This window comes from Thiohalocapsa marina, assembly GCF_008632335.1.
Classification (GTDB): domain Bacteria; phylum Pseudomonadota; class Gammaproteobacteria; order Chromatiales; family Chromatiaceae; genus Thiohalocapsa; species Thiohalocapsa marina.
The window spans coordinates 107,562-132,281 of sequence record NZ_VWXX01000002.1; the positions used below are offsets into that span (position 1 = coordinate 107,562).

Annotated in this window: 26 protein-coding genes and 1 tRNA gene; 12 read left to right on the forward strand and 15 right to left on the reverse strand. The window is 66.6% G+C overall.

The window, feature by feature from the left end; translation table 11 throughout:
* Window positions 1–6: 6 nt before the first annotated feature.
* The 7 genes from F2Q65_RS01965 (at window position 7) to F2Q65_RS01995 (ending at window position 5,154) form a co-directional block, all read left to right on the forward strand.
* Window positions 7–1,128 (forward strand): glycosyltransferase family 4 protein, encoded by a 1,122-nt coding sequence (locus F2Q65_RS01965; RefSeq protein WP_150089878.1) that lies wholly within the window; start codon window positions 7–9, stop codon window positions 1,126–1,128.
* The gene (locus F2Q65_RS01970; protein WP_281290974.1) at window positions 1,125–2,288 is read left to right on the forward strand and encodes a glycosyltransferase; all 1,164 of its coding nucleotides are present in this window, start codon (window positions 1,125–1,127) and stop codon (window positions 2,286–2,288) included. Before F2Q65_RS01965 ends, F2Q65_RS01970 begins: the two co-directional genes overlap by 4 nt.
* Window positions 2,289–2,466: 178 nt before the next feature.
* Window positions 2,467–2,724, forward strand: coding sequence for a UPF0175 family protein (locus F2Q65_RS01975; RefSeq protein ID WP_150089882.1), 258 nt, complete (start codon window positions 2,467–2,469; stop codon window positions 2,722–2,724).
* Complete coding sequence (locus F2Q65_RS01980; RefSeq protein ID WP_150090227.1) at window positions 2,724–3,212, forward strand: PIN domain-containing protein; 489 nt, start codon at window positions 2,724–2,726, stop codon at window positions 3,210–3,212. The genes F2Q65_RS01975 and F2Q65_RS01980 overlap by 1 nt, the downstream gene beginning before the upstream one ends.
* A 138-nt stretch (window positions 3,213–3,350) precedes the next feature.
* Complete coding sequence (locus tag F2Q65_RS01985; RefSeq protein WP_211353922.1) at window positions 3,351–4,550, forward strand: glycosyltransferase family 4 protein; 1,200 nt, start codon at window positions 3,351–3,353, stop codon at window positions 4,548–4,550.
* 88 nt (window positions 4,551–4,638) lie between these two features.
* Window positions 4,639–4,833 carry a BrnT family toxin gene (locus tag F2Q65_RS01990; RefSeq protein WP_246155920.1) on the forward strand — a complete coding sequence of 65 codons (195 nt, stop codon included), beginning with the start codon at window positions 4,639–4,641 and terminating at the stop codon, window positions 4,831–4,833.
* A gap of 75 nt (window positions 4,834–4,908) precedes the next feature.
* Entirely contained in the window at window positions 4,909–5,154 is a 246-nt protein-coding gene (locus tag F2Q65_RS01995) for a BrnA antitoxin family protein (protein ID WP_150089884.1), read from the forward strand.
* Between the two features lie 177 nt (window positions 5,155–5,331).
* Here the strand turns inward: F2Q65_RS01995 and kdsA are convergent, their stop codons facing one another.
* Window positions 5,332–6,168, reverse strand: coding sequence for a 3-deoxy-8-phosphooctulonate synthase (gene kdsA, locus F2Q65_RS02000; RefSeq protein ID WP_150089886.1), 837 nt, complete (start codon window positions 6,166–6,168; stop codon window positions 5,332–5,334).
* Between the two features lie 294 nt (window positions 6,169–6,462).
* Between kdsA and F2Q65_RS02005 the strand changes: the two genes are divergently transcribed.
* The gene (locus F2Q65_RS02005) at window positions 6,463–7,134 is read left to right on the forward strand and encodes a hypothetical protein (protein WP_150089888.1); all 672 of its coding nucleotides are present in this window, start codon (window positions 6,463–6,465) and stop codon (window positions 7,132–7,134) included.
* Window positions 7,135–7,356: 222 nt separating this feature from the next.
* Here F2Q65_RS02005 and F2Q65_RS02010 read toward each other — a convergent pair whose 3' ends face one another.
* From F2Q65_RS02010 to F2Q65_RS02075, 14 genes are all read right to left on the reverse strand, one after another.
* Window positions 7,357–8,700 (reverse strand): porin, encoded by a 1,344-nt coding sequence (locus F2Q65_RS02010; protein WP_150089890.1) that lies wholly within the window; start codon window positions 8,698–8,700, stop codon window positions 7,357–7,359.
* Window positions 8,701–9,041: 341 nt separating this feature from the next.
* Window positions 9,042–9,115: transfer RNA gene (locus F2Q65_RS02015), tRNA-Gln, on the reverse strand.
* Window positions 9,116–9,185: 70 nt separating this feature from the next.
* On the reverse strand, window positions 9,186–9,575 hold the full coding sequence (rpsI, locus tag F2Q65_RS02020; RefSeq protein WP_150089892.1) for a 30S ribosomal protein S9: 390 nt from the start codon (window positions 9,573–9,575) through the stop codon (window positions 9,186–9,188).
* 92 nt (window positions 9,576–9,667) lie between these two features.
* Entirely contained in the window at window positions 9,668–10,096 is a 429-nt protein-coding gene (gene rplM, locus F2Q65_RS02025) for a 50S ribosomal protein L13 (protein ID WP_150089894.1), read from the reverse strand.
* Window positions 10,097–10,488: 392 nt separating this feature from the next.
* The gene (locus tag F2Q65_RS02030) at window positions 10,489–10,950 is read right to left on the reverse strand and encodes a transcriptional repressor (RefSeq protein ID WP_150089896.1); all 462 of its coding nucleotides are present in this window, start codon (window positions 10,948–10,950) and stop codon (window positions 10,489–10,491) included.
* Window positions 10,947–11,840, reverse strand: coding sequence for a metal ABC transporter permease (locus tag F2Q65_RS02035; protein ID WP_150089898.1), 894 nt, complete (start codon window positions 11,838–11,840; stop codon window positions 10,947–10,949). The genes F2Q65_RS02030 and F2Q65_RS02035 overlap by 4 nt, the downstream gene beginning before the upstream one ends.
* Window positions 11,833–12,684 carry a metal ABC transporter ATP-binding protein gene (locus F2Q65_RS02040; protein WP_150089900.1) on the reverse strand — a complete coding sequence of 284 codons (852 nt, stop codon included), beginning with the start codon at window positions 12,682–12,684 and terminating at the stop codon, window positions 11,833–11,835. The genes F2Q65_RS02035 and F2Q65_RS02040 overlap by 8 nt, the downstream gene beginning before the upstream one ends.
* Window positions 12,681–13,913, reverse strand: a complete 1,233-nt coding sequence (locus tag F2Q65_RS02045; protein ID WP_246155921.1) for a metal ABC transporter solute-binding protein, Zn/Mn family — start codon at window positions 13,911–13,913, stop codon at window positions 12,681–12,683. The genes F2Q65_RS02040 and F2Q65_RS02045 overlap by 4 nt, the downstream gene beginning before the upstream one ends.
* Window positions 13,914–14,110: 197 nt before the next feature.
* Entirely contained in the window at window positions 14,111–14,593 is a 483-nt protein-coding gene (locus F2Q65_RS02050) for a DUF1640 domain-containing protein (protein WP_150089902.1), read from the reverse strand.
* A 58-nt stretch (window positions 14,594–14,651) separates the two neighbouring features.
* Complete coding sequence (locus F2Q65_RS02055) at window positions 14,652–15,101, reverse strand: DUF29 domain-containing protein (protein WP_150089904.1); 450 nt, start codon at window positions 15,099–15,101, stop codon at window positions 14,652–14,654.
* A 64-nt stretch (window positions 15,102–15,165) separates the two neighbouring features.
* Entirely contained in the window at window positions 15,166–16,911 is a 1,746-nt protein-coding gene (locus F2Q65_RS02060) for a SulP family inorganic anion transporter (protein ID WP_246155922.1), read from the reverse strand.
* A gap of 207 nt (window positions 16,912–17,118) precedes the next feature.
* A complete protein-coding gene (locus F2Q65_RS02065) occupies window positions 17,119–18,381 on the reverse strand; it encodes an ammonium transporter (RefSeq protein ID WP_150089908.1) in 1,263 nt (420 codons plus the stop codon).
* Window positions 18,382–18,407: 26 nt separating this feature from the next.
* Window positions 18,408–18,746 carry a P-II family nitrogen regulator gene (locus F2Q65_RS02070; protein WP_150089910.1) on the reverse strand — a complete coding sequence of 113 codons (339 nt, stop codon included), beginning with the start codon at window positions 18,744–18,746 and terminating at the stop codon, window positions 18,408–18,410.
* An 85-nt stretch (window positions 18,747–18,831) separates the two neighbouring features.
* Complete coding sequence (locus F2Q65_RS02075; RefSeq protein WP_150089912.1) at window positions 18,832–19,590, reverse strand: TorF family putative porin; 759 nt, start codon at window positions 19,588–19,590, stop codon at window positions 18,832–18,834.
* Between the two features lie 681 nt (window positions 19,591–20,271).
* Here F2Q65_RS02075 and ubiK point away from each other — a divergent pair.
* From ubiK to F2Q65_RS02095, 4 genes are all read left to right on the forward strand, one after another.
* Entirely contained in the window at window positions 20,272–20,577 is a 306-nt protein-coding gene (ubiK, locus tag F2Q65_RS02080) for a ubiquinone biosynthesis accessory factor UbiK (RefSeq protein WP_150089914.1), read from the forward strand.
* A gap of 112 nt (window positions 20,578–20,689) precedes the next feature.
* Window positions 20,690–22,237: a YifB family Mg chelatase-like AAA ATPase gene (locus tag F2Q65_RS02085; protein ID WP_150089916.1), complete on the forward strand. Its 1,548-nt coding sequence runs from the start codon at window positions 20,690–20,692 to the stop codon at window positions 22,235–22,237.
* Window positions 22,238–22,239: 2 nt separating this feature from the next.
* On the forward strand, window positions 22,240–24,174 hold the full coding sequence (locus tag F2Q65_RS02090; RefSeq protein WP_150089918.1) for an ATP-binding cassette domain-containing protein: 1,935 nt from the start codon (window positions 22,240–22,242) through the stop codon (window positions 24,172–24,174).
* Complete coding sequence (locus F2Q65_RS02095; RefSeq protein WP_150089920.1) at window positions 24,165–24,695, forward strand: DUF2939 domain-containing protein; 531 nt, start codon at window positions 24,165–24,167, stop codon at window positions 24,693–24,695. Before F2Q65_RS02090 ends, F2Q65_RS02095 begins: the two co-directional genes overlap by 10 nt.
* The last annotated feature ends 25 nt before the right edge of the window (window positions 24,696–24,720 follow it).

Consider the following 24,720-nt stretch of genomic DNA (forward strand, 5'->3'; position numbering starts at 1 on the left):
AAGGAGATGCCCCGGCGGAAACGGATCCTCTTTCTCGTCAACTCCATGTATGCAGGAGGGGCAGAGCGCGTCGCGTCGCTGCTGAGTTCGTATTGGGCCCGACTCGGACATGAGGTGATCCTGATGCCGACCTACAGCGGCCGTGGAGACTGCGTGTATCCGCTGGATGGCCGGGTCCGGCTGGACTATCTGGCGGATCATGTCGAGCCGGGCCGCTCCCTGGTGCCCGTAAGACTGAGGCGCCTGTGGGCGTTGCGGCGGGCTATCAGGGATTACTCGCCAGACGTTGTCCTGGCGTTTCTGACGCCCGTCAACGTGATTGCAGTGCTTGCAAGCCGCGGGCTGGGAAAGCGGGTTGTCCTGGCAGAGCATACCCACCCGCCGGCAAGACGCCTGGGCATTCCGTTGGCCTTGCTGCGGCGAATGACCTATCACCATGCCGAGACCGTTGTCATGCTGACGGAGTCGGGGCGGCGATGGTTGCAGTCCTGCTGTCCTCGCGCCCGGGGGAAAGTCATTCCAAACCCCGTGGCCATGCCATTGCCCATCGGGCAGCCATCGGTGGCCCCCGCGTCCATTCTCGCGGCGAATCGACGGGTGCTGATTGCGGTTGGACGGCTGAGTCCGGAGAAGAACCTGTCCCTGCTGATCGACGCCTTTGCCAAATTGGCTGGTCGCTTCAGCGACTGGGATCTTGTGCTGCTTGGCGAGGGACCGGAGCATGCCGCACTGGAACGCCGATCCGACGCGCATGGGCTGAAGGGCCGGGTGTATTTTCCGGGACGCGCCGGCAATGTGGCCGACTGGTTTCGGCGGGCGGATCTGTTTGCGCTCAGCTCGGATTTCGAGGGGTTTCCGAACAGCCTGCTGGAGGCGATGGCGCATGGCCTGCCCGCGGTGAGCCGAGACTGCAAGACCGGCCCGCGGGAGATCATCCGGCACGGCGTGGATGGCCTGCTGGTGGAGATGAATGCCGGTTCGGCGGAACTGGCCAGAACGCTGGCGATACTCATGTCCGACTCGGACAAGCGCATCGCCATGGGGCGTGCAGCTACGGATGTGCGTGAACGTTTTGGCCTGGCCCGGATCGCCGCCCTGTGGGATGGGGTGCTGGGCTTGAACACGTGAGGCAACTGCATGTCATTTCGGGCCTGGGGGCAGGCGGGGCCGAGCGGGCGTTGTTCAATCTGCTGGCCGGTGGCCTCGCGGCGCCGGGGGAGGCCATGGTGCTGTCTCTGCTCGACAGGGGTTGTTATGGCGATCGCCTCGAGGCCCTGGGTATCGAGGTGCGGACACTCGACCTGAAAAGTCCGGGCGGACTTGCTGTCGCGTTGCCGCGGACACGGCGGCTGGTCGATGCCTTCCGGCCGGACCTGATCCAGGGCTGGCTCTACCATGGCAATCTGGCGGCAACACTGGCTGCACGCGTGGCTCGCAGGCATCCGGCCTTGGTCTGGAATGTGCGCAACTGCCTGTACTCACTGTCTGACTGGAAGCTGCTGACCCAACAGATCATCCGCATCAGTCGGGCGTTGTCCGCAAATGTCGATGCGGTCATCTATAACAGCGAACTGGCTCGACAGCAGCATGAGGCATTCGGCTTTCGGACGGATGTCGGACACCTGATCCCTAATGGCTTTGATGTTGACGCGCTCCGCCCCGATGCCGCTGTTCGTCTGGCGGAACGCCTCGCCCTCGATGTGAGCGGCGAAACGGTGTTGATCGGGCATGTGGCGCGCTTTCACCCGGTGAAGGATCACGCCTCCTTTCTGCGCGCAGCGGTCCGGGTCGCCGAGGCGCGGCCCCGGATCGAGTTTCTGCTGGCGGGCATGGATGTCAGCGTCGACAACCCGGCGCTGGCCGGGCGCGTTCCCCCACGCCTGTCAGACCGGTTTCATTTTCTCGGATTGCGCAACGACATACACAGGCTAATGCAGGCGCTGGATGTGTTGTGCCAGAGTTCGTGGTCGGAGGCATTTCCCAACGTCCTGGGCGAGGCGATGGCACTGGGCATTCCCTGCGTGGCGACGGCGGTTGGCGACAGCCGGTCGATTCTGGGCGACTGCGGGGTGCTGGTGCCGCCAAGGGACAGCGACGCCTTGGCAAGGGGCATGATCAGACTTGCCGACATGGCGCCAACCGAGCGTCGTCGTCTCGGCATGCGAGCCCGCTCCCGGGTGACCGAGCGGTTCGCGCTGCCCGCAATCGTCGCACGCTACGCCCGGCTATATCAGCGACTCATGGCGCAGGTGTCCCCGTTTGGGCGGTCTACAAGCGACAATGGATGATTTTGCTGCTCTACCTCATCAGCGTGGACTGGTTCTTCGTCTCGCACTTTCTGGAGCGTGCCGAGGCGGCGCGGCGGGCGGTCGAGCCGGATTCATCCGGTGCCTGCACCTAGCGTCATTTCGTAGCCTGGAGAGGTGCTATGCTGGCAGTTAGAAGGGGGCAGCAGGATATTCGCTGATGATGCCACACACGATTGAAATCGTTTGTCCACCGGAGCTCATGCTCAGTCTGAACATGAACACGCAGGAACTTGCGCAGCGCGTGCAGCGGGATGCCGCCATCGCGCTGTTTCGGGAGGGGCGTCTGTCCTCAGGCCTGGCGTCCCAATGGCTCGGGATGTCTCGTGTGCATTTTCTGCTGATGGCGATGGAGGCGGGCGCTGAGTTGCTGGAAGACACCGACGAGGACTTTCGTCGCGAGACAGCCTTGTTGTGATGGTGTTCTGCAATACGACACCGTTCATCGCGCTTGCCAGCATCGACCGCCTCGAGTTGCTGCATCAAGTTCTGGGCACAATTTCCGTCGCGGAATCCGTGGTGGAAGAATGTGAACAAGGTGGACCAATCGCCGTGCCCGGTCTACGAAGCTTGCCGTGGGTCACCGTATATTCCGACTTGCCGCCCAAGGACTGGTCGGCGGTGCTGGATCTGGATCGCGGCGAACAGCAGACCTTGTTGCTTGCCCGCCATCACGGAAGCGATCTGGTGGTCATCGATGAGCGTCGGGCGCGGAGTCTGGCCGAGTATCTCGGCCTCCGTGTCACAGGAACCCTCGGCACTCTGGCCAAGGCCAAAGCCTGTGGTTTGATTCCCTCCTTTCGAGAGGCGGCCACGGCGATGCGTGACCAAGGTATGTACTACAGTCAGGGACTGATCGATCGACTGGCGCACCGGCTTGGTGAAGCAGGCGGGTTCTCATCATGAGCTGCCGTCACGGCCATCTCTTGATGTGCCATGTGTTTCGGCATCACGGCTTCATGTCGCGACTAAACACGCGCACTTTGCTGCTGGACGAGGAATTCCCGCCCGCACGTCCAGATTGAACCAAGGAGCGGGCAGGTTTTGACCTGGCCTGCGCGCGACAAGTTCGAGCCTAATGAACTGATGGCCGAAATAAGGCAACCCACTGCGGATCCTCCGCGGCTGCTCTACCTGATTACCGTGGACTGGTTCTTCGTCTCGCACTTTCTGGAGCGTGCGGAGGCGGCGCGGCAGGCGGGTTATGAAGTTGTGGTGATGGCGCGTCTGGGGGCCGAGGCGGAGCGCCTGCGGGCCGCTGGTCTGCGCGTGGTGGACTGGCCGGTGGCGCGATCGGGCGTGAATCCGCTGCGCGAGCTGCGCTCGCTGTGGCGGGTGGTGCGCGCCTATCGCCGGTTGCGGCCGACACTGGTGCATCATGTGGCGCTGAAGCCGATCCTCTATGGCTCCATCGCCGCGCGGCTGTGCGGTATCCGGCGGGTGCTGAACGCCCCGGTGGGCATGGGCTTCGTGTTCGCGTCCGGCCGGCCCCTGGCGCGGCTGATGCGGCCGCTGATGGGGGTGGCGTTGCGGGCGTTGCTGAATCCGCCGGGCAGCCGGGTGGTGTTCGAGAACCGCGATGATCTGGCCGCTGCCGAGCGCAAGCGGCTGGTGCGCCCGGACGCTGCGGTGCTGATCCGCGGTGCCGGTATCGACCTGTCCCGCGCGCCCGTGCTGCCGGAACCCTCGGGCCGGCCGCGGGTGTTGCTGGTGGCGCGGATGCTCTGGGACAAGGGGGTGGGCGAACTGGTGGCCGCGGCACGGCAGCTGAAGGCCGCCGGCGTGGACGCCGAGTTCGTGCTGGTGGGGGCGCCGGATGCGGAGAATCGCGCCTGCATCCCCGAGCAGCAGTTGCGCGACTGGCAGTCAGAGGGGCTGGTGACCTGGCTGGGCCACCGCGATGACGTGATGACCTTGCTGGCCGGGGCCGCCATCGTCACCTTGCCGTCCTACCGCGAGGGGCTGCCCAAATCGCTGCTCGAGGCCCTGGCCGCCGCCCGGCCGGTGGTGGCGACCGACGTGCCCGGTTGTCGCGAGGTGGTCATCGACGGTGAGACCGGCTTTCTGGTGCCGCCGCGTGACCCGGTCAGGCTGGCGGAGGCGCTGGCTGCACTACTGGGGTCCGCTGAACTGCGACAGCGGTTCGGCGCCGCCGGTCGCCGACTGGCGGAACAGGCGTTTTCATCGCAGCAGGTGTGCCGGGAGACGATGCGCGTCTACTCGCGCTTGCTGGAAGAGGGTTAGGCGCGGCACGTCATCGTCAACTGCCGCAGCCTAGCGCAGGGTGCCGCGGCATATTGCGAAACAGCCATGTCTTGTCTACTCTCAGCTAATGAGCGAGGCAAATTTCGAATGGGACGAGGCCAAGAGCCTGAAGAACCGGGAGAAACATGGTGTCTCGTTCTATGAGGCCCAACACGCATTTCTTGATCCCAGCCGTGTCATCGCCGAGGATCTCTCGCATAGTCAGAGGAGGAGAAAAGGGATTTCTGCCTTGGCCGAGACGCGTCGGGGGATGGAATCCTGACTGTCCGGTTCACCTATCGCTCAAATCGTATCCGTATTTTCGGCGCGGGTTACTGGCGAAAAGGTAAAAAGCCTTATGAGCACGCAAATTCAATACACTGATGAGCCGCTTGGTGACATGAAGGTGGTGACTGATTTCCTTCCGTCGCCGGAAGAGTTGGCGCTGAAAAACCAGCAAACGAAGATCACCATTTCACTCAGTTCGGAAAGCCTGGCGTATTTCAAGGAAATGGCGAGTAAGCATCACACGCAGTATCAAAAGATGATTCGCGAGTTGTTGGATGCATACGTCGCCCAACAGCGGAATATCCGCAAGTCATAGTAGGGCCGAACGATGCAGGGATCTGCTCGGCGTGCTGCCGCGTCATCGTGCGAGAGCCGCCAGAATCCGCATTCGATCCCCCGGCATCATGGAGGATATTGCCCGAACAGTTCATGCCATCGTGCAGACACCGGCCGGCGTTATTCGTCTCCGCCTCGGCAAGAGACTACCTGGTGCTCAATGACCTTTCGCCGCCCGATCAATGGCCTTGAGGGTGCGCAGCAGCGCCGGTAACTGGTCCAGGCGGACGGAGTTGGGGCCGTCGCTGGCGGCGTTGTCCGGGTCGTCGTGCACCTCCAGAAAGAGCGCGCCGATGCCCACGCCGACGGCGGCCCGGGCGATGACGGGCACGTATTCGCGCTTGCCGCCGGAGGCGTTGCCCAGGGCGCCGGGCATCTGCACGGCGTGGGTGGCGTCCATCACCACCGGGTAGCCGGTCTTGGCCATCTCGTACAGGCTGCGCGGATCCACCACCAGGTTGCCATAGCCGAAGGTCACGCCCCGCTCCACCAGCGCGAGTTTGTTGCAGCCGGTGGACTCCAGCTTGTCCACCACGTTGCGCATGTCCCAGGGGGCCAGGAACTGCCCCTTCTTGACGTTCACCGCCCGGCCGTATTCCGCCGCGGCGGCGCCCACGGCCAGCACAAAGTCGGTCTGCCGACAGAGAAAGGCCGGGATCTGCAGCATGTCCACCACCTCTGCCACCGGCCGGCACTGGGCCTCGGTGTGCACGTCGGTGAGCACCGGGCAGCCGACGCTGTCGCGCACCGCCACCAGGATCTCCAGCCCCTGCGCCAGGCCGACGCCGCGCCGACCGCCCAGGCTGGAGCGATTGGCCTTGTCGAACGAGGCCTTGAATATGTATGGAATGCCAAGGTCCGCGGCGATGGCGGCGATCTCGCGGGCCAGCATCAGCGCATGCTCGCGGCTCTCGATCTGGCAGGGCCCCGCCTGCAACACCAGAGGCAGGTCGTTGCCGATGCGGATCTGGTCAGTGATCTGGATGTGCTTCATGGGTTTTTTGCGTGGAGACGGGCTGGATGGTCGGTCTGGTATGGCGGGTGTAAGCGATCAGGCCCTTGCGTCATCCCGGCAGGCAATGCCGGGATCCAGGCGCCATGGATGGCAAATCGGCAGCGGGGCTAAACACGTGCTGGCCGGGTTGCCATAACAGTTTTGCTATAACCGTTTGCTATACTGACGAAAACCGACGGTAATCAAGAGCCTGTCGCCATGCTCCGGGGCGTTGCCCAGGTCGGGCCTGGTCGAGCGGGATGCGCCGGATCTGTCATATCAACGGAGCATTATATGACGCTGACCCAGCAAGACATCGAATTTATCAAGGAAAACATGGCCACCTGGCTCGCGGAGCAAAGTCTCGGCAAGCCGCCGGCCGTTTACGAGATCGAATTGCGCGAGCGCATGGTGCGGGTCGAAGAGGAGCTGAGGCACCAGCGCGAGCTGATGCGCGAAGGTTTCGAGCAGATGGACAAGCGCTTCGAGCAGGTCGACAAGCGTTTCGAGCAGATGGACAAGCGCTTCGAGGCCATGCAGGTGAGCATGGACCAGCGTTTCGAGCAGATGGACAAGCGCTTCGAGGCCATGCAGGTAAGCATGGACCAGCGTTTCGAGCAGATGGACAAGCGCTTTGAGAGCATGCAGGCCAGCATGGACAAGCGCTTCGAGCAGATGGACAAGCGCTTCGAGAGCATGCAAGCCAGCATGGACAAGCGCTTCGAGCAGATGGACAAGCGCTTCGAGAGCATGCAAGCCAGCATGGACAAGCGCTTCGAAAGCATGCAGGCAACCATGGACAAGCGTTTCGAGCGCATGCAGGCCGCCATGGACAAGCGCTTCGAGGCCGTTCATCAGGATATCCGGGAGTTGCAACGCCGCATGGACCGCTTCATGGTCTGGTCGTTCGGGACCACCGTTGCCGTCGGCGGTACCGTGGTGACGGTGCTCAAGCTCTGGCCCTGAGGTCCCCCTCAATCTAAGTCGGTGCCAATCCGGAACTGAGCCGGGTGACGGCGCCACGTCAGTCATCCCCATCGGGTCGCCCGCAGGCGGGTTCCCAAGGTCCGCGCTTTCCCGTTCAGGCCTTGGTCGAACATCGATGGACTCCATTGATGGTCGCCAAAAAAAAACGGGGCCCGAAGGCCCCGTTCTGCATCATCCGTAATGCTCAGCTTGTGAGGGTGATCAGAAGCTGTGGATCATGCCCAGGGAGAAGCCGCTCCACTCGGCACCGGTGATGCCAAAGCCGTCATCCAGGTCGGCGCGATCGTCGGTCACGTCGGTGTAGAGGACGTAGGCCTTGGTGCGCTTGCTGAAGTTGTGGTCGAGGCCGATGGCCCAGGACTCACGATCGCCGGACAGATAGTCGTCGAGCTGGCCAGCCTGAGTGGTGCTCAGTCCGCCAGCCGGGGCGGTGTAGCTGCCGTCGCGGTCCATCTGGCCATACATGGCCTTGATCTGGCTGTTGCCGAAGGCGTAGGCGGCCTGGACCTGCCACAGCTCGGCCTCTTTCGAGCCCGCCGGGATATTATAGCCGGTGTCGTTATAGAAGGTCTGTTGGCCAGCGGGCAGGTCATCCTGCTGCTCGTAGATGGCGGTCAGAGTGAAGCCATTCCAGTCCAGCAGTCCCAGGCCGATGCGCCACTTGGACCAGTCGTTACCGACCTGCTTGCAGTTTTCAAGACCACTGGCATCTTTCCAGTCCGCAATGCTGTCATATAAAGTCGTTGAAGCACAGGTACCGGAAGCATCGCTGGTAGCGGTGTTCATGAAGTGCTCATTGCCGAGCGACTCATAGGCAGCGGAGGCGTAGAACGGGCCGTTGTTGTAGATGGCGGCCAGGGAGTAGGCCTCGGCCAGCGAATCCAGGTTGATGTTGCTGCCGGCGCCAGCCGTGCCGCTGCCCGGCGCGACCATGGCGGCGGCCACGGAGAAGCCGGCGAAGCTCGGGCTGATGTAGGCCACGGCGTTGTCGGCACGGACATCGTGGAAGCCGATGGTGCCGTTGTAGTCCGCCATGGTGTCGGAGAACAGGTCCAGCTTGCCGGTGGAGATCTTCATCGGCGTGTCGTGACGACCGACCAGCGCGGTACCCCAGCCCCCGGCCAGGCCGACGAAGCTGTTACGCATGGTGATGCCGTCGTTGCCGCTGGTGACGTTGTTGTTGTTGTCCGACAGGTTGATGCCGAACTCGATCTGGTAGATGGCCTTCATGCCGTTGCCCAGATCCTCGGAGCCCTTCAGGCCGAAGCGGTTGGCGCGACCCTGGGCAATCGGCTGTGCATTGCCGTAGTCATTGGTCATGTAGTTCTTGACCATGCTGGAACCGTTGATGCCCCAGCCCTCGAAGTTCTCGCCGCCGTAGACCTTCTCGCCGGTAGTAAAGTTATAGTTGGGCGCAATGGCGTTATGGATGTCCATGTAATCGATGGACACGTGCAGCTTGCCGTACAGGGTGGCCTCGGCCATGGCGGCGGCAGGGGCGGCCATGGCGGCGGCGACTGCCAGAGAGATGAGCTTTTTGTTCATCATGTGCTCCGATGTTGTGAAAATAACGAAAGACTGCATGGGGTGCGCGCAATCATGTCTTGCGTTGGAAATAGTAGACCAGGAAGCCACACCGTGCAACGTTTTTTTGAAAAAAGAGACAAATGCCCACCACGTTGCGCGTTTGCAACAGGCGTCGACTGCGCCATAGGCGCTGGTGGCTGAAGGCCAGTCGCGGGAGGGGGAATTCCATGTGCGCCTGCCGGATAAACGGACGCAGGTGATGCGCGTGTGGTGACCGCAAAGATGGTCGCCGGAAAGGCCGCTTCGGGCGCGTGACGGTCAGAAATGCAACAGCCGGCACAAGGCCGGCTGCTGCTGATTGGCTGGGGGACTAGGATTCGAACCTAGGTTGACGGAGTCAGAGTCCGTAGTCCTGCCGCTAGACGATCCCCCAATAGAAACGGTATCCGGGCGGCGGCCATCCGGGCTGGGCCGGTCGCCGCCATCGGTAGCGCTCCGGTTCCTTAGCGCTTGGAGAACTGCGGACGCTTGCGGGCCTTGTGCAGGCCGACCTTCTTGCGCTCAACCTCGCGGGCATCGCGGGTGAGGAAGCCGGCGCGGCGCAGCGGGGTGCGCAGGTTCTCGTCGTACTCGACCAGGGCACGGGCGATGCCGTGGCGAATGGCACCGGCCTGGCCGGTGGTGCCGCCGCCGATGACGGTGGCCTTCACGTCGACGCGGTTGGCCATCTCGGCGGCATCCAGTGCCTGCCGCACCACCATGCGCGCGGTCTCGCGACCGAAAAAGCGATCCAGCGGGCGTCCGTTGACGGTGATATCACCGTTGCCGGTGCTCAGAAACACGCGTGCCGATGCGCTCTTGCGACGTCCGGTGGCGTAATGATGTTGCGGCATGTTCGCTATCCGTTTTTGCTGACTGTTTCGCGATGCGGCCCGCGCGCCGGGGTGGGTCGAGTGCCCGCGCCCCCTGGCTGCGCGGCGCCGAATCAGATCTCGAGGGGTTGCGGCTGCTGCGCCTGGTGCCGATGCTCCGGCCCGGCGTAGACCTTGAGCTTCTTGAACATGGCGCGGCCCAGCGGGTTGTGCGGCAGCATGCCCTTCACGGCGTGCTCGATGACCCGCTCCGGGTGCTGTTCCAGCATCTTGCCGAGGGGGGTGGAGCGCAGGTGACCGATGTAACCCGTGTGACGGTGATACATCTTGTCGTCCAGCTTGTTGCCGGTGACGCGCACCTTCTCGGCGTTGACCACCACCAGGTAGTCGCCGGTATCGACGTGCGGCGTATACTGCGGCTTGTGCTTGCCCCGCAGACGGCGGGCCAGCTCCGTGGCCAGGCGGCCGAGGGTCTTGCCCTCTGCGTCCACCACGTACCAGGCGCGCCGCACTTCCGCGGGCTTTGCGCTTTCTGTCATCATTGTTCGTCGCTCCGGAACTGGGCAGTGCGCACCCTAAAAGCTAGCGTGGCGCGGTCTGTTCAGCGGGCGCGGCTCCGGTCGAGCGCTGGCCCGTCGATAAAGACCGCGAAGAATAACGGATCAGCCCGATGGCTGCAACCCCCCCTCGAACATTCGGGCGTATTTCGGATTTGCCGCGACACCCGGCCCGCCCGCCCAGCGCGACCGAAGAAAAGTTTGAAGTTCGAAGTTTGAAGTTTGAAACCTGGGGGCTGGGGGCTGGGGGCCTTCTCCCCCTCTCCGCGTTTTCTTCTCTGCGTCCTCCGCGCCTCTGCGGTTAATCGAGCCGCGACCATGCACGATCATCGGCTGGCGGCTGACATGCAGACGACCTCCAGCCTAACCCCGGCCCTTCAATCCGCCGGTCGATCTGGCTTGTGGGCGCAGCGGGCGCAGGTGCCGATGACCTCGATGACGGGGCGCTGGGGGCTGAAGCCGGATTCGGCGGCGGCGGAGTGCAGGCTGCCCAGCAGGGCGGCGTCTTCCAGCTCCGTGACCTTGCCGCAGTCGGCGCAGATCAGGAACTGGCTGCTGTGGGGGTGGTCGGGGTGGGTGCAGCCGATGAAGGCGTGCAATGTCTCCAGCTTGTGGATCAGGCCCTGTTCCAGCAGGAAGTCCAGCGCCCGATACACGGTGGGCGGTGCGGCCTTGCCGCCGTCGCGGACCTGGTCCAGGAGTTCGTAGGCGCCGATGGGCCGCTCTGCCCGGCAGACCAGCTCCAGCACTCGCCGACGCTGGGGTGTCAGGCGCGCGCCGCGCCGGGCGCAGAGGGCCTCGGCCTGCCTCAGCACGCGGTTCAGCAACTGCTCGTTCATGCCGGCGGCCGCGCTCCGGTGCCCGGCCCGTGGCCGCCGGCGACCCGTTGCAAGGCGGCCCGGCGTGCGCGGTACCTGGCGCGGGCGCCTGCAATCAGCGCGGAGACCACATAGAGCGCGCCGGCCAGCAGGATGATGGTGGGGCCGGCGGGCAGGTCCGGGGCATAGGACAGGGCCAGGCCGGAGCTGGTGAGGGCGGCGCCCAGCAGGGTGGCCGTCAGCATCATGCCGGCGATGGACTGGGTCCATTGTCCGGCGACGGCGGCCGGCAGGGTCAGCAGCGCGATGACCAGGATCAGGCCCACCACCTGGATCATCAGCACCACCGTGACCGCCACCAGCACCAGCAGCAGCAGATAGAAAAAGGCCACCGGCACGCCCCGCAGTCGGGCGAACTCCTCGTCGAAGGCAACGGCGACGAACTGCCGATAAAAGGCGACCACCGTCAGCAGCAGCAGCAGGTCGAGCCCGGCCATGAACCAGAGCTCGCGGACGGGCACCAGCAGGATGTTGCCGAACAGGAAGCTCATCAGGTCCGTGGCGTAGCCCGGGGTGCGCGAGATGAACAGGATGCCGACGGCCATGCCAATGGCCCAGAGTGCGCCGATCAGGGTGTCCTCGCCGGTGCGCCAGGCGAGCCGCACACCGCCGATCAGCAGTGCCGCCAGGATCGCCGCGACAAGCGCCCCCAGCAGCGGGTCGATGCCGAAGTAGACGGCGGCGCCCATGCCGCCGAGCACCGAGTGGGCGATGCCGCCGGCGAGAAAGGCGATGCGCTTGACCACGACGAAGGGGCCGACCAGCCCGCAGCCGAGGCTGGCGAGCAGGCCCGCCAGCAGTGCCTGCTGCAGGAACCCCTGGCTGGCCAGCGCGCTGAAGAACTCAGGCATGGGCATGGCCCCGGGATACGGCGACCGGTGCGGGCGAGCGTGGCTGCGCCTGGCCGTGGACGTCAGCGTGGCTGTGCCCGTGACTGTGTTCGTGACCATGCGCGTGGCTGTGCTCATGGCTGATTTGGCGCACCTCTTCGCCGTAGAGTTCGTTGATCATCTGGCCGTCGATGTCGTCGGTGGCGTGGCACAGCAGGGTGCGGTTGAGGCAGGCCACGCGGCTGACATAGCCGGAGATGAAGGCGATGTCGTGGGAGACCACGATGATGGTCATGCGCCGGTTCAGGGTGGCGAGCAGGTCGAAGATCTCGCCTTCCATGCGCTGGTCGATGTTGGCCGTGGGCTCGTCCAGGATCAGGATGGCCGGATCGCCGACCAGGGCCCGGGCCAGCAGCACGCGCTGCATCTGACCGCCGGACAGGGTGCCGATCTGGCGGCCGATGAGTTCCGCCGCTTCCACCTCGCGCAGGGCCTGACGCACCGCCTGGCGGTCGGCGCTGCGGTAGCGGCCGACGCGCCCGAGCAGGCCATGTCCGGTACCGAGCCGGCCCATCAGCACCACGTCTTCGACGCGGATGGGGAAGTCCCGCGGGAAGGCGGGATACTGCGGGACATAGCCGAGGCGCCGGCGCGCCCGCCGCGGCGAGTGGCCGAGCACGCGGATGCGCCCGGCCTGGGGCTCAAGCAGGCCGAGGATGAGCTTCAGCAAGGTGCTCTTGCCGCCGGCGTTGGGGCCGACCAGGCCCAGGAACTCGCCGTCCTGGATGCTGAGGTTCACGTCCTCGAGCACCGTGGCCTCGGCATAGGCGAAGCGGAGCCCCTGGATGTCGATGACGGCCGTCATTCAGGCGGCCATCCCTGCGCGACCATCGGCCAGTTGCCGGGAGCTGGCGAATCGAACGGCTGCTGGACGGACTGGCGGGCCGGGTAGCGGCGGCCGGGGGGCGCCGTGAATCCGTCCGTGGAGGCTTCACGATCGCATCCCTGCGATCGAGACCCCCGGCCGTCGCTACCCGGCCCGCCAGCCCTGCACGGGCAGCGGTTGATGGCATATGAATCTCCGCTGGAGCGTGCCGGCTGGTGGCTGGTGGCTGGCGGCTGGTGGCTGGTGGCTGGCGGCTGGTGGCTGGTGGCTGGCGGCTGGCGGCTGGCGGCTGGCGACTGCCGGCCATTGGCTGCGGCAATCAGTTCGGCCAGTCTGCGCAGATTGTCCGCAAGGTCCGGAGCCAGCGGGTCGACCGCCTCGACGCGCCCGCCGATGGCCTGCGCCACGCGTCCGGCGGCCCGGCGGTCGAACTGTGGCTGCACCAGGATGAGCCGGGTGCCGGCGGCGCGGGCCTGCTCGATGAGCGCCGCTAGGCGCCGCGCCCCGGGCTCCTTGCCCTCGCGCTCGATCGGGATCTGGGTCAGGTGGTAGCGGTCGGCGAAGTAGCCCCAGGCCGGGTGGTAGACCAGGAAGCTGCGGTTGTCGAGGTTGCGCAGTATCGCGGCCAGTTCCTGGTCCAGGGCGGCCAGTTCGGCGTCGAAGGCGGCCTGTCGCTGGGCATACAGCGACGCACCGTCCGGATCCAGCCGGCTCAGGGTGTCGCGCAGCGCCCGGGCAATCTGGCGCACCAGTGCCGGGCTGGTCCAGACATGGGCGTCCATGGCCTCGTCGTCATCCGGGTCGGCGCTTCCCTGCCGGTGGTCAGGCGATTGTTCAGGCTGATGCGCGTGCGCGTGCTCGTGCTCGTGCTCATGCGCATGGTCGTGTGCTTCCTGGGGGCGCAGCGGCAGGCCCTCGCGCACGTCCAGCACCGCCATGGCCGGATTTGCCGAACGGAAACGGGGCATCCAGGCCGCCTCGAAGGGCAGGCCGGCGCGCACATAGAGGTCCGCCTCGGACAGGGCCGCGAGTTGTCGCGGCGACGGCTCGTAGCTGTGCGGGCTCTGGCCCGGCAGCACCATGGTCTGCACCTGCACCCGGTCGCCGCCGACGCGCTCGACCAGGGTCTGCATCGGCAACACGCTGACGAACACCGAAAGCGGCGACTCGGCAACGGCCTGCTGCATGAAGAGCAAGGACAGGACCACGAGACCCGCGGCGGATGCGCGAAGTCTCCCGGCTCGGGAGCGATGAGCGGGTGCGAAAGGTGAATTTGTCGCCACGGGGGTTCCAGTGTCTGGTAACGGCTGTACCAGGAATGTAACGATATAACAGCCCCAAGCCAAGCCTCCGCTGGCGGGCGGCGCGTCCTGCCCCGTAGGAGAAACGCTAAATCAGCGTTTCCCTAGGCGATCAGCAGATCGGCGAGCTTGAACACCGCGCCGAGGACGGCCAGGCCGCCCAGCAGCCAGCGTGTCTGTGCCGCCATGGCCTTGTGCAGATTCACCTCGACGTCCTTGATCTGCGCTTCCACCCGGGCGATGCGTTCCTGTAGGCGCGCCTCGACCTCCATGATCTCCTTGCGCAGTCGCGCCTCGACCTCGTGAATCTGCAATTCGACGGCCTTGATCTGCTGCTGCAGCCGTGCCTCGACCTCATGAATCTGCAATTCGACGGCCTTGATCTCCTTCTGCAGCCGCCCCTCGACCTCCTTGATCTCTTTCTGCAGCCGCAGTTCGCCTTCGCGCACATGGCCCTGGGTGGCCAGATCGGTGATCTGCGGAAAGCGCGCCTCCAGTGCATCGAAGGCATCGGCGATCAGACGCGCGCGGGTCTTATCATCCGGTGCCTCGATCAGTTGTGTGTAAAGTTGTAATGCAGCGCTCATGGTGGCGGTCCGGTGGCCTCTCTGCACCCGGGGAAGCGGTCATCCGGGCGATGCCGGCTCAATCCGGCAACCCATCCTCCTGCAGGAGTTGTTCGATGCTGAACGGGCAGGTGTCCGGGAACACCGATGGGGCCAGCCCGGTCTCGAGCATCGCCTGCCTGCGGGCGCCTGCGTAACGGCTGGCGGCCAGTTCGGCCAGTCGAGGCCTGAGGCTCGGGCTGTCGCGCAGGATGGCAGCGATTTCGTCGCGCGCATTGGCGATGGACAGGCGCCAGCTGATCCCGCGATGGCTCGGCTGATGGCGCCATTTGAGCAGGTGCAGCATCAGGACCTTCAGATGGCTCTCAAGCGCCCGCCGATCGCTCTTGCCCATGTCTTCGATCTCCTCGGCGACCTGTGCCAGATCGACGCCATCAAGGCATCCTGAACGCAGCCGCTGGGCCGTTTGCAGGGTCCAGGCATAGAAATCGCCGTCGTATTCAGCAGGCCCGTTGGTCGCAGTGGTCATTGGCTCCTCCGCATGGCGTGCTCCGGAGCCCGCTCCGGGGCAACTGACTGCAAAGCATAGGCCATCACCGTACCGGTGGCGAGCCATGGACGGCCGGCGGCAGGGCCTTGCATTCGCGGAAGATGCGGCGCGTGCAGCCGGCGCAGACGCCCTTGTCCAGCTTCTGGAAGATGGCGCGGATGGCAGCCTCCTTGGACTGGAAGACGTTGCGCGCACCGGTGGCCTCCATGCAGTGGCAGCGCTCCAGGGCGTCCCACAGCCCCTTCTTGACGTTGATCAGGTAGAAACCGCCGCCGGCCGCATGGCAACGGTCGGCCTCGCGGATCAGGGTCTCGCCGCCCTGCAGGTCGACGAAGTTGATGCCGTCGGCCAGGATGGCCAGGTGCCGCTGTTGCGGATTGGCCGCCCGCAGCCGGTCCAGCGTCTGTTCCACATGGGCCACCGAGCCGAAGAACAGCGAGCCGTCGATGCGCACGAAGCGCAGTTGCGGGCACTCGGCGACGTCCGGTTCGCAGGAGAAGGCCTGGTCCGGCAGGCGTGGGTCCGGCGCCAGGGTGATGATGCGCGGCTTGGAGGTGCGCTCCAGGTAGAGCACCAGCGACAGCAGCACGCCGGCGAAGATGGCGAACTCCAGCTCCAGGAACAGGGCCGACAGGAAGGTGACCGCGAGCACCGCGGTCTCGCGCCTGGAGGCCTGGACGATGTGCCGGATCTCTTTGAAGTCGATCAGGCCCCAGGCGACCAGGAACAGCACGCCGGCCATGGCCGCCTTGGGCAGGTAGCTGGCCAGCGGCGCGACGAACAGCACGATGATCATGAGCAGCGCGCCGGCGAAGACCGCCGCCAGCGGCGTGCGTGCGCCGGCCTCGAAATTGACCCCGCTGCGGTTGAACGAACCGGTGGCCACATAGCCGGAGAAGAAGGAACCGGCGATGTTCGACAGCCCCTGGCCGATGAACTCCTGGTTGCCGTCGATGCGGTAGCCGCCGCGGGCGGCCAGGGAGCGGCCGATGGAGACCGCCTCGGTCAGCGCGAACAGGGTCACCGCCAGGGCCGACGGGGCCAGTTGCCGGATGTCGTCCAGATCGAACGACGGCGCCGACAGTGGCGGCAGACTGGCGGGCAAGGCGCCGACGGTGGCGATGCGGGTGGTCTCGGGGCCGAACACCTGATCCAGCAGCAGCGCCAGCAGGCTGCCGCCGAGCATGGCGGCGATCATGTAGGGCACCACCGGCAGCCAGCGCTTGACGGCGATGCCGATGGCCAGGGTGGCGAAGGCGACGGCGGCGGCGTAGGGGTTGATGTCGAGCAGGTGGCTGCCGAACTGGATCAGGATGTCGTGGAAGTGTCCGCCGCTGTCCATCTCTACGCCGAAGAAGTGCTTGAGCTGCTTGGCGGCGATCAGCAGGGCTGCCCCGGCGGTGAAGCCCACCACCACGGAGTGGGAGATGAAGTTCACCAGCGCGCCCATGCGCGCGAGCCCGAGCGCCAGCTGCATGATGCCGACCATGAAGGTCAGCGTGAGGGCCAGCACCACGTAGTCCGGCGTGCCCGGTACCGCCAGCAGCGACAGCGACGAGAACAGCACCACCGAGGCCGCCGTGGTGGGGCCCGACACCAGATGCCGAGACGAGCCGAACAGCGCCGCGATCATGGCCGGCACCATGCCGGCATACAGGCCATATTCCGGCGGCATGCCGGCGATGGTGGCGAAGGCCACGCCCTGGGGCAGCACGACGATGGCACCGGTCACGGCGGCGATCAGATCGGCGCGCAGGTCGTCCCGGCGCACGGCCGGCAGCCAGGTCATGAAGGGGACGAGCCAGGAGAGACGGGAGGGCGCTGGGCGTGACACGGGCAGCATCCGGAGGCAGGGAAGGCCGCGGACTGCGGCCCTGGCTGAGCAGCAGAATACACCCCGCGGAGGCATGGTTTCCAGTCGGGTACCGGGCCGTACAACGGAAAACGGGGCCCGAAGGCCCCGCTGCAAGCATGATCGCGTCCCTGCGGTCCGGCGTTATTTGCCGCCGCGGGCCCCCACGAACTCGGGGTAGGCCTCCAGTCCGCATTCACCCACATCGACGCCTTCGTATTCTTCCTCCTCGCTGACGCGGATGCCCATGCTGAGCTTCAGCAGCAGCCAGACGATGAGCGAGGCGAAGAACACCCAGGCGAAGATGGTGATCAGGCCGATCACCTGGGCGCCCAGGCTGGCGTCGGTGTTGGTGATGGGTACGGCCAGCAGGCCCCAGATACCGACCACGCCGTGCACCGAGATGGCGCCGACCGGGTCGTCGATGCGTAGCTTGTCCATGGCGATGATGGCGAACACCACGATCACGCCACCGACGCCGCCGATCAGGGTCGCCGCCAGGGGCGTCGGCGTCAGCGGCTCGGCGGTGATGGCCACCAGGCCGGCCAGCGCGCCGTTCAGGGTCATGGTCAGGTCCGCCTTGCCGAACAGCAGCCGCGCGGTGATCAGGGCCAGCACCAGGCCGCCGGCCGCTGCCATGTTGGTGTTGACGAACACCGCCGCCACCGCGTTGGCCTCTTCGATGTCGGAGATCTTCAGTTCCGAGCCGCCATTGAAGCCGAACCAGCCCAGCCACAGGATGAAGGTGCCCAGGGTGGCCAGCGGCAGGTTGGCACCGGGGATGGCGTTGATGGAACCGTCCTTGCCGTACTTGCCCTTGCGTGCGCCCAGCAGCAGCACGCCTGCCAGGGCCGCCGATGCGCCGGCCAGATGGACGATGCCGGAGCCGGCAAAGTCACTGAAGCCGATGCCGTCGAGCCAGCCGCCGCCCCACTTCCAGTAGCCCTGCAGCGGGTAGATGAAGCCGGTCATGACCACCGCGAACAGCAGGAAGGCCCACAGCTTCATGCGCTCGGCCACGGCGCCGGAGACGATGGACATGGCGGTGGCGACGAAGACCACCTGGAAGAAGAAGTCCGACATGGCCGAGTAGTAGGTCTCGCCGTTGCTGTCGATCACGGCGTCCACCGCGTTGTCGCCGCCGAACATGAAACCCCAGTCGATCTGGGGGATGATGCCGTCGCCGCCGGCGGGATACATGATGCCGTAGCCGACCACCATGTACATGATGCTGGCGATGGAATAGAGCGCCACGTTCTTGGTCAGGATCTCGGCGGTGTTCTTGGCCCGGACCAGGCCTGCCTCCAGCATGGCGAAGCCGGCGGCCATCCACATGACCAGGGCGCCGGAGACGAGGAAATAGAAGGTGTCCAGGGCGTATGCGAGATGAATGGTTTGAGCTTCCACAGTCAGTTACCTCCGCGTGGATGCGCTTACAGGGCTTCCGGACCGGTCTCGCCGGTGCGGATGCGAATGACCTGGTCGACGGTGGTGACGAAGATCTTGCCGTCGCCGATCTTGCCGGTGCGGGCAGCGGAGGAGACGGCCTCGATGACCTTGTCCACCAGCGGATCGTCCACGGCGATCTCGACCTTGATCTTGGGCAGGAAGTCGACCACGTACTCGGCGCCACGGTAGAGTTCCGTGTGGCCCTTCTGGCGGCCGAACCCCTTGACCTCGGTGACGGTGATGCCCGATACGCCGATGTCGGCCAGGGCCTCGCGGACATCGTCGAGCTTGAACGGTTTGATGACGGCTGCAATCAGCTTCATTGGCTTGGCTCCGCGTGTGTGATGGCTGCCGTGCGCCGGGCGTGCCGGCGCACGGGGTGCTGTTGCGAGGACGGTGGTTACCGGCTCAGAAGGTCTTGCTCCAGCTGACCCAGAACTTGGGATCGGTGTCGTAGCCCAGCACCTGCTCGCCGTTGTTCTGGTCCCAGTTCAGGCTGAAGGTGCCGAAGTCGCCGGCGTCGCGGCTGATGGAGGCGCCGTAGTTCCAGTAGTCGTGGCTCTCGGTCTTCAGGTAGGGCATGCCGGAGGCGTCGGTCAGTTCGACGACTTCGTCATCGTTACGGAAGTCGTAGTAGCCGGCGCGCAGGCTCAGGCCGAAGTCGTAGGGCAGGGGCAGATCGAAGCCGCCGTAGTAGTACAGGTCACCGTCGTCGAACAGGCCGTCGTCGTTCTCGCCGTAGACGGTGTAGGCCAGGCCCAGGGTGAACCACTTGTAGCTGGCGCTGGCGCCGAGTTCGCCGAAGTCGGCATCGCGGCCATCGGGATAGGCGTAGTAGATGCCGCTGATGTCGTAGCTGAAGTCGTCATTGATGGCGCCGCCGTAGCCCAGATAGAGATCCAGCTCGTAGTTGGGCGATTCGGAGCCCCAGTCGATGTTCGAGACCCAGGTGCCGGCGTAGAAGCCGCTTTCGTGCTCGGCGTCCAGGCCGCCCTGGATGGCGGCCTGATCGCCGGTCTGAGTGACGCCGCGCCATACATAGTTGGATACCGCGCCGATGTTGGCGCTGAAGGCCCAGGGGCCCTCGGCAACGGCCGGCGTCATGCCTAGCAGGGAGATGGAAGCGAGCGCGCCGGCCGCGGCGGCTGTGGGAAGGTTGAGCTGCATGGCGGATTCCTCTTGTGCGTTGGGGGTGGTCGAGACGCCACTGACGGCGTTTCCTGATTAACCATCAGGCACGAGGCATGCCAGAAATTGATTGTGCCGGAAATCCAACGTTTCGCGGCCAGGCGTTGCGTCTGAGCAACGCCGATGCGCACCGGCGCCGGGCGCCGGATGCGGGTTTTCGGGGCGACATTGCACCGGTTTGGTGCGTTAACTTTGAAGTTTGAAGTTTGAAGTTTGAAGGCTGTGGGCTTAGGGCTCTGGAAGTCGGTCTGCCGGGCTGGGTAGCGGCGGTCGGGGGGCGCCGTGAATCCGTCCCTGGAGGCTTCACGATCGCGTCCTGCGATCGAGACCCCCGACCGCCGCCACCCAGCCCGGCAGCCCTGCGCTACCCTTGGCTGGTTGCGCTAGATTGTCGCCGGAGGCTGGGGGGCCAAGTTTGAAGTTTGAAGTTTGAAGTTTGAAGGCAGGAGGCTGGAGGCAATAATCAAAAAACTCTCTCCTGCCTCTGCGTTCTCCGTGCCTCTGCGGTTAATCGAGCCGCGTCCAGGGGCCGCCGATATGCTCGAGGCTAGGCGGCCCGCTAAATCAGCCTTTCCGTTACGGGGTATACTCGGGCGCACGCGTCGTCGCTCGCCAGCGGCGGCCGACGGAATCGATTCACGGCAATTCAGGAGATGTCTGATGCTGGACGCGAGACAACTGGACGACCTGGCCCGCCGGCTGGGGGCGAGCATGCCGAAGGGCGTGCAGATGCTGCACGCAGACTTCAATCGCAGCCTGCGTGCGGCGCTGGAGGCCGGGCTTGGCAAGCTCGATCTGGTCACGCGCGAGGAATTCGACGTGCAGGCCGCCGTGCTGGCGCGCACCCGCGCCCGGCTGGAGGCGCTGGAGGCCCGGGTGGTGGCAATGGAGACCGCCGGCGCTCGGGCGCAGCCATCCGCCCCCGCTCCGGCCGATGCGCCGGATCCGGACGGACCCAGTGCCTGAACGAGCGCTTGCAAGGGCGCCTGAGCGGTTGCCTGAAGCACGGCCTGGCGGTCTCCGCCAGTGGCTGACGGCGCCCGAGCGCACCTGATGCCGGCGCTCCGCGAGCAACGCCATGGGTCTTTGCGTCCTGCATAGCCGGGCCCGCGTGGGCATCCATTCCCCCGAGGTCACGGTGGAGGTGCACGCCGGCAACGGCCTGCCGTCGCTGTCCATCGTCGGCCTGCCGGAGATGGCGGTGAAAGAGAGCCGCGACCGCGTGCGTGGGGCCCTGGCCAGCGGCCGTTTCCAGTTCCCGGCCGGGCGCGTCACCATCAACCTGGCACCGGCGGACCTGCCCAAGGAGGGCGGGCGCTTCGACCTGGCCATCGCCGTCGGCATCCTCGGCGCCTCCGGCCAGGTGCGCGCCGAGCCCCTGCAGCAACTGGAATTGCTCGGAGAGTTGGCCCTGACCGGCGCCCTGCGTCCGGTGCCGGCGGTGCTGCCGGCGGCGCTGGCGGCCCGCGATGCCGGGCGCGCGCTGGTGCTGCCCCGGGCCAATGCCGAAGAGGCGGCGCTGGTGGCGGGGCTGCAGATCCTGCCGGCGGAGCATTTGCTGGAGGTGTGCGAACACCTGGATGGGCGCACGCCGCTGGCGTCGTTCGATGCACCGCAGGTGCGCCGGCAGCGGCCGGCGTATCCGGACCTGGCGGACGTGCGCGGCCAGGAGCACGCCAAGCGGGCGCTGGAGATCGCCGCCGCCGGCGGCCACAGCCTGCTGTTTCTCGGGCCGCCGGGCACCGGCAAGTCGATGCTGGCCACCCGCCTGCCGGGCATCCTGCCGGCGCTGGAGGACGACGAGGCGCTGCAGGTGGCGGCGATCCGCTCGGTTAGCGGCCGCGAGGCGCTGGACCCGGCGCGCTGGCGCGAGCGCCCGTTCCGGGCGCCGCACCATACCGCCTCCGGCGTTGCGCTGGTGGGGGGTGGCAGCAATCCGCGTCCGGGCGAGATCTCCCTGGCGCACCTGGGGGTGCTGTTCCTGGACGAATTGCCGGAGTTCGACCGGCGCGTGCTGGAGGTCCTGCGAGAGCCGCTGGAATCCGGCCAGATCCTGATCTCCCGGGCCGCGCGCCAGGCGGAGTTCCCGGCCCGCTTCCAGCTGGTGGCGGCGATGAACCCCTGCCCGTGCGGCTACCTGGGTGACGAGGGCGGTCGCTGTCGCTGCACCGCGGAGCAGGTGGCCCGTTACCGCGCGCGCATCTCCGGGCCGCTGCTGGACCGCATCGACCTGCAGGTGGAGGTGCCGCGGCTGGCGCCGGAACGTCTGACCGAACGCGGCGGGACCGGCGAGACCAGCGCCACGGTGCAGGCCCGGGTGGAGCGGGCGCGGCGGCATCAGCAACGGCGGGCGAACCGGCCCAACGCGGCCCTGACTGCGCCGGAGATCGAGCGCGACTGTGGGCTCGACGACGCCGGTCGCGCGCTCATGGTCCGGGCCCTGCAGCAGCTCGGCCTGTCTGCGCGGGCCTATCACCGCATCCTGAAGGTGGCGCGCACCATCGCCGATCTGGCCGACGAGGAGCGCATCGGCGCTGCCCATCTGGGCGAGGCCATCGGCTACCGCCGGCTCGACCGGACCCTGCCCGGCGGCAGTCCGGGCGCTGATCTCGACAGGAATCCCTGAGCATGCTGCAGTTGAGAGACCTGGGCCTGCGCCGGGGCGGCAGGCGCCTGATCGATGCCGCCGATCTGCGCGTGCATCCGGGGCAGAAGGTGGGGGTGGTCGGTGCCAACGGCTGCGGCAAGTCGAGCCTGTTCGCCTTGCTGCGGGGCGAGCTGACCCCGGACCAGGGCACGGTATCGATACCGGCCGACTGGCAGATCGCCCATGTGGCGCAGCAGACGCCGGGCGGCGAGCGTGCCGCGATCGAGTTCGTCATCGACGGCGACCGAGAACTGCGCGACGTGCAGGCGGCCCTGGCCCGCGCCGAGCAGGCCGACGAGGGCCTGCGGCAGGCGGAGCTGCACGGCCAGCTGGAGACCATCGGCGGCTACGATGCCTACAGCCGCGCGGCGCGGTTGCTGCACGGACTGGGTTTTGCCGTCGGCGACGAGCAGCGCCCCATCGACAGCTACTCCGGCGGCTGGCGCATGCGTCTGGCGCTGGCCCAGGCGCTGATGTGCCGCTCGGACCTGTTGCTGCTGGACGAGCCCACCAATCACCTGGACCTGGACGCGGTGATCTGGCTGGAAGGCTGGCTGCGGGACTACCAGGGCACGCTGTTGCTGATCTCCCACGACCGCGACTTCCTGGATGCGGTGGTGGGCCACATCTGCCATCTGGAGCGGGGCGTGCTGCGGCTGTATGCCGGCGGCTATTCGGCCTTCGAGCGTCAGCGTGCCGAGCAACTGGCGCAGCAGCAGGCGGCCTTCGAGCGCCAGCAGCGCGAGATCGCCCATGTGCGCGGCTTCATCGACCGCTTCCGCGCCAAGGCCACCAAGGCCCGCCAGGCGCAGAGCCGGCTCAAGGCCCTGGAGCGTCTGGAGCTGATCGCACCGGCGCATGTGGACTCGCCGTTTCGCTTCGCCTTTGCGCCGCCGGAGTCACAGCCCCATCCGCTGCTGCGGCTGGAGGAGGTCAGCGCCGGTTACGACGCGGTGCCCATCCTGCGCGGCCTGAACCTGAGCCTCACCCCCGGCGATCGCGTCGCGCTGCTCGGCCCCAACGGCGCCGGCAAGTCGACGCTGATCAAGCTGCTGGCCGGCCGGCTGGCGCCCCTGTCCGGCCGTTGCGAGCCGGCCCAGGGACTGCGCATCGGCTACTTCGCCCAGCACCAGATGGACCAGCTGCGTCCACACGACTCGCCGTTGACGCACCTGATGCGGCTGGACCCGGCGCGGCCGGAGCAGGCCCTGCGCGACTTTCTCGGCGGCTTCGATTTCGGCGGCGATCGGGCGGTGGAGCCGGTGGCGCCGTTCTCCGGGGGCGAGAAGGCGCGCCTGGCGCTGGCGCTGATCATCTACCAGCGGCCCAACCTGCTGTTGCTGGACGAGCCCACCAACCACCTGGACCTGGAGATGCGCCATGCCCTGAGCGAGGCCCTGCAGGCCTTCGAGGGGGCCATGGTGCTGGTCTCCCACGACCGGCATCTGCTGCGCATCACCTGCGACACGCTGCTGCTGGTGCATGCCGGCGGGGTGACGCCCTTTGCCGGCAGTCTGGACGAGTATCCCGCCTGGCTGGCCAGCCAGGCCGGTGCCCCGACAGATGACACGGCAAAGGGCCCGGCCGACAGGGCTGCGCCGGCCGCTGGCTCGCGCAAGGACCAGCGCCGCCGGGAGGCGGAGATGCGCGCGCGGCTGCAGCCCCTGCGTCGGCGGCTGCGCGATGTGGAGGCGCGGGTGGAGGCGCTCACCGAGTCGCAACAGGCGCTGGAGCAGGCGCTGGCGGATCCGTCCGTCTATGCGGAAGCGGCCAAGGCGCGGTTGCTGGCATTGCTGGCGGACAAGCAGCGGGTGGATGCCGAACTGGCCCAGGCCGAGGCCCAGTGGCTGGACGACGGCGAGGCGCTGGAGCGCCTGCAGGCGGCGCTGCAGGGAGACGCCTGCGCATGCGACTGATCCGGCTTCGGCCACGGCCATGGCCGAGCCGCCTGCCCGTGCCCTGGGCGCGGCGGCTGCTCCGGCTGGTGGTGCTGCTGGTGGTCGCCGCGCTGCTGACGCTGCCCTGGCCCTATCTGACCCTGTGGCGGCTGAACGCTGTCATCCAGCAGGGGACGCCGCAGGCCCTGGCGCCCATGGTGCGCATCGAGTCGGTGCGCGAGCAGATCCGCCGGCGGCTGAACAAGGAAGCCGCCAGCCACATTGGCGAGGTCTCCGACCCCTTCATCGACTGGATCCAGCGCAGCATCCGCCGCGCCGACAACGACGGCCTGCAGCAGAGCGTGACCCTGGAGTGGCTGTACGGCCTGCTGTCCATGCATGCCACGCCGGGGCGGGGCTTCCTGCCGGCGGTGAGCCAGGCCGTCTTCGTCTCGCCTGTCGGCTTCCGGGTTCGAATCGGTGCCGGCGACATCCCCGCGACCACGCTGCGCCTGGGGCTTGGCTGGTCCGGCTGGCGGGTGGTGGCGGCCTACTACTGACCCCCAGGCGATCCTCTCTGGTGCC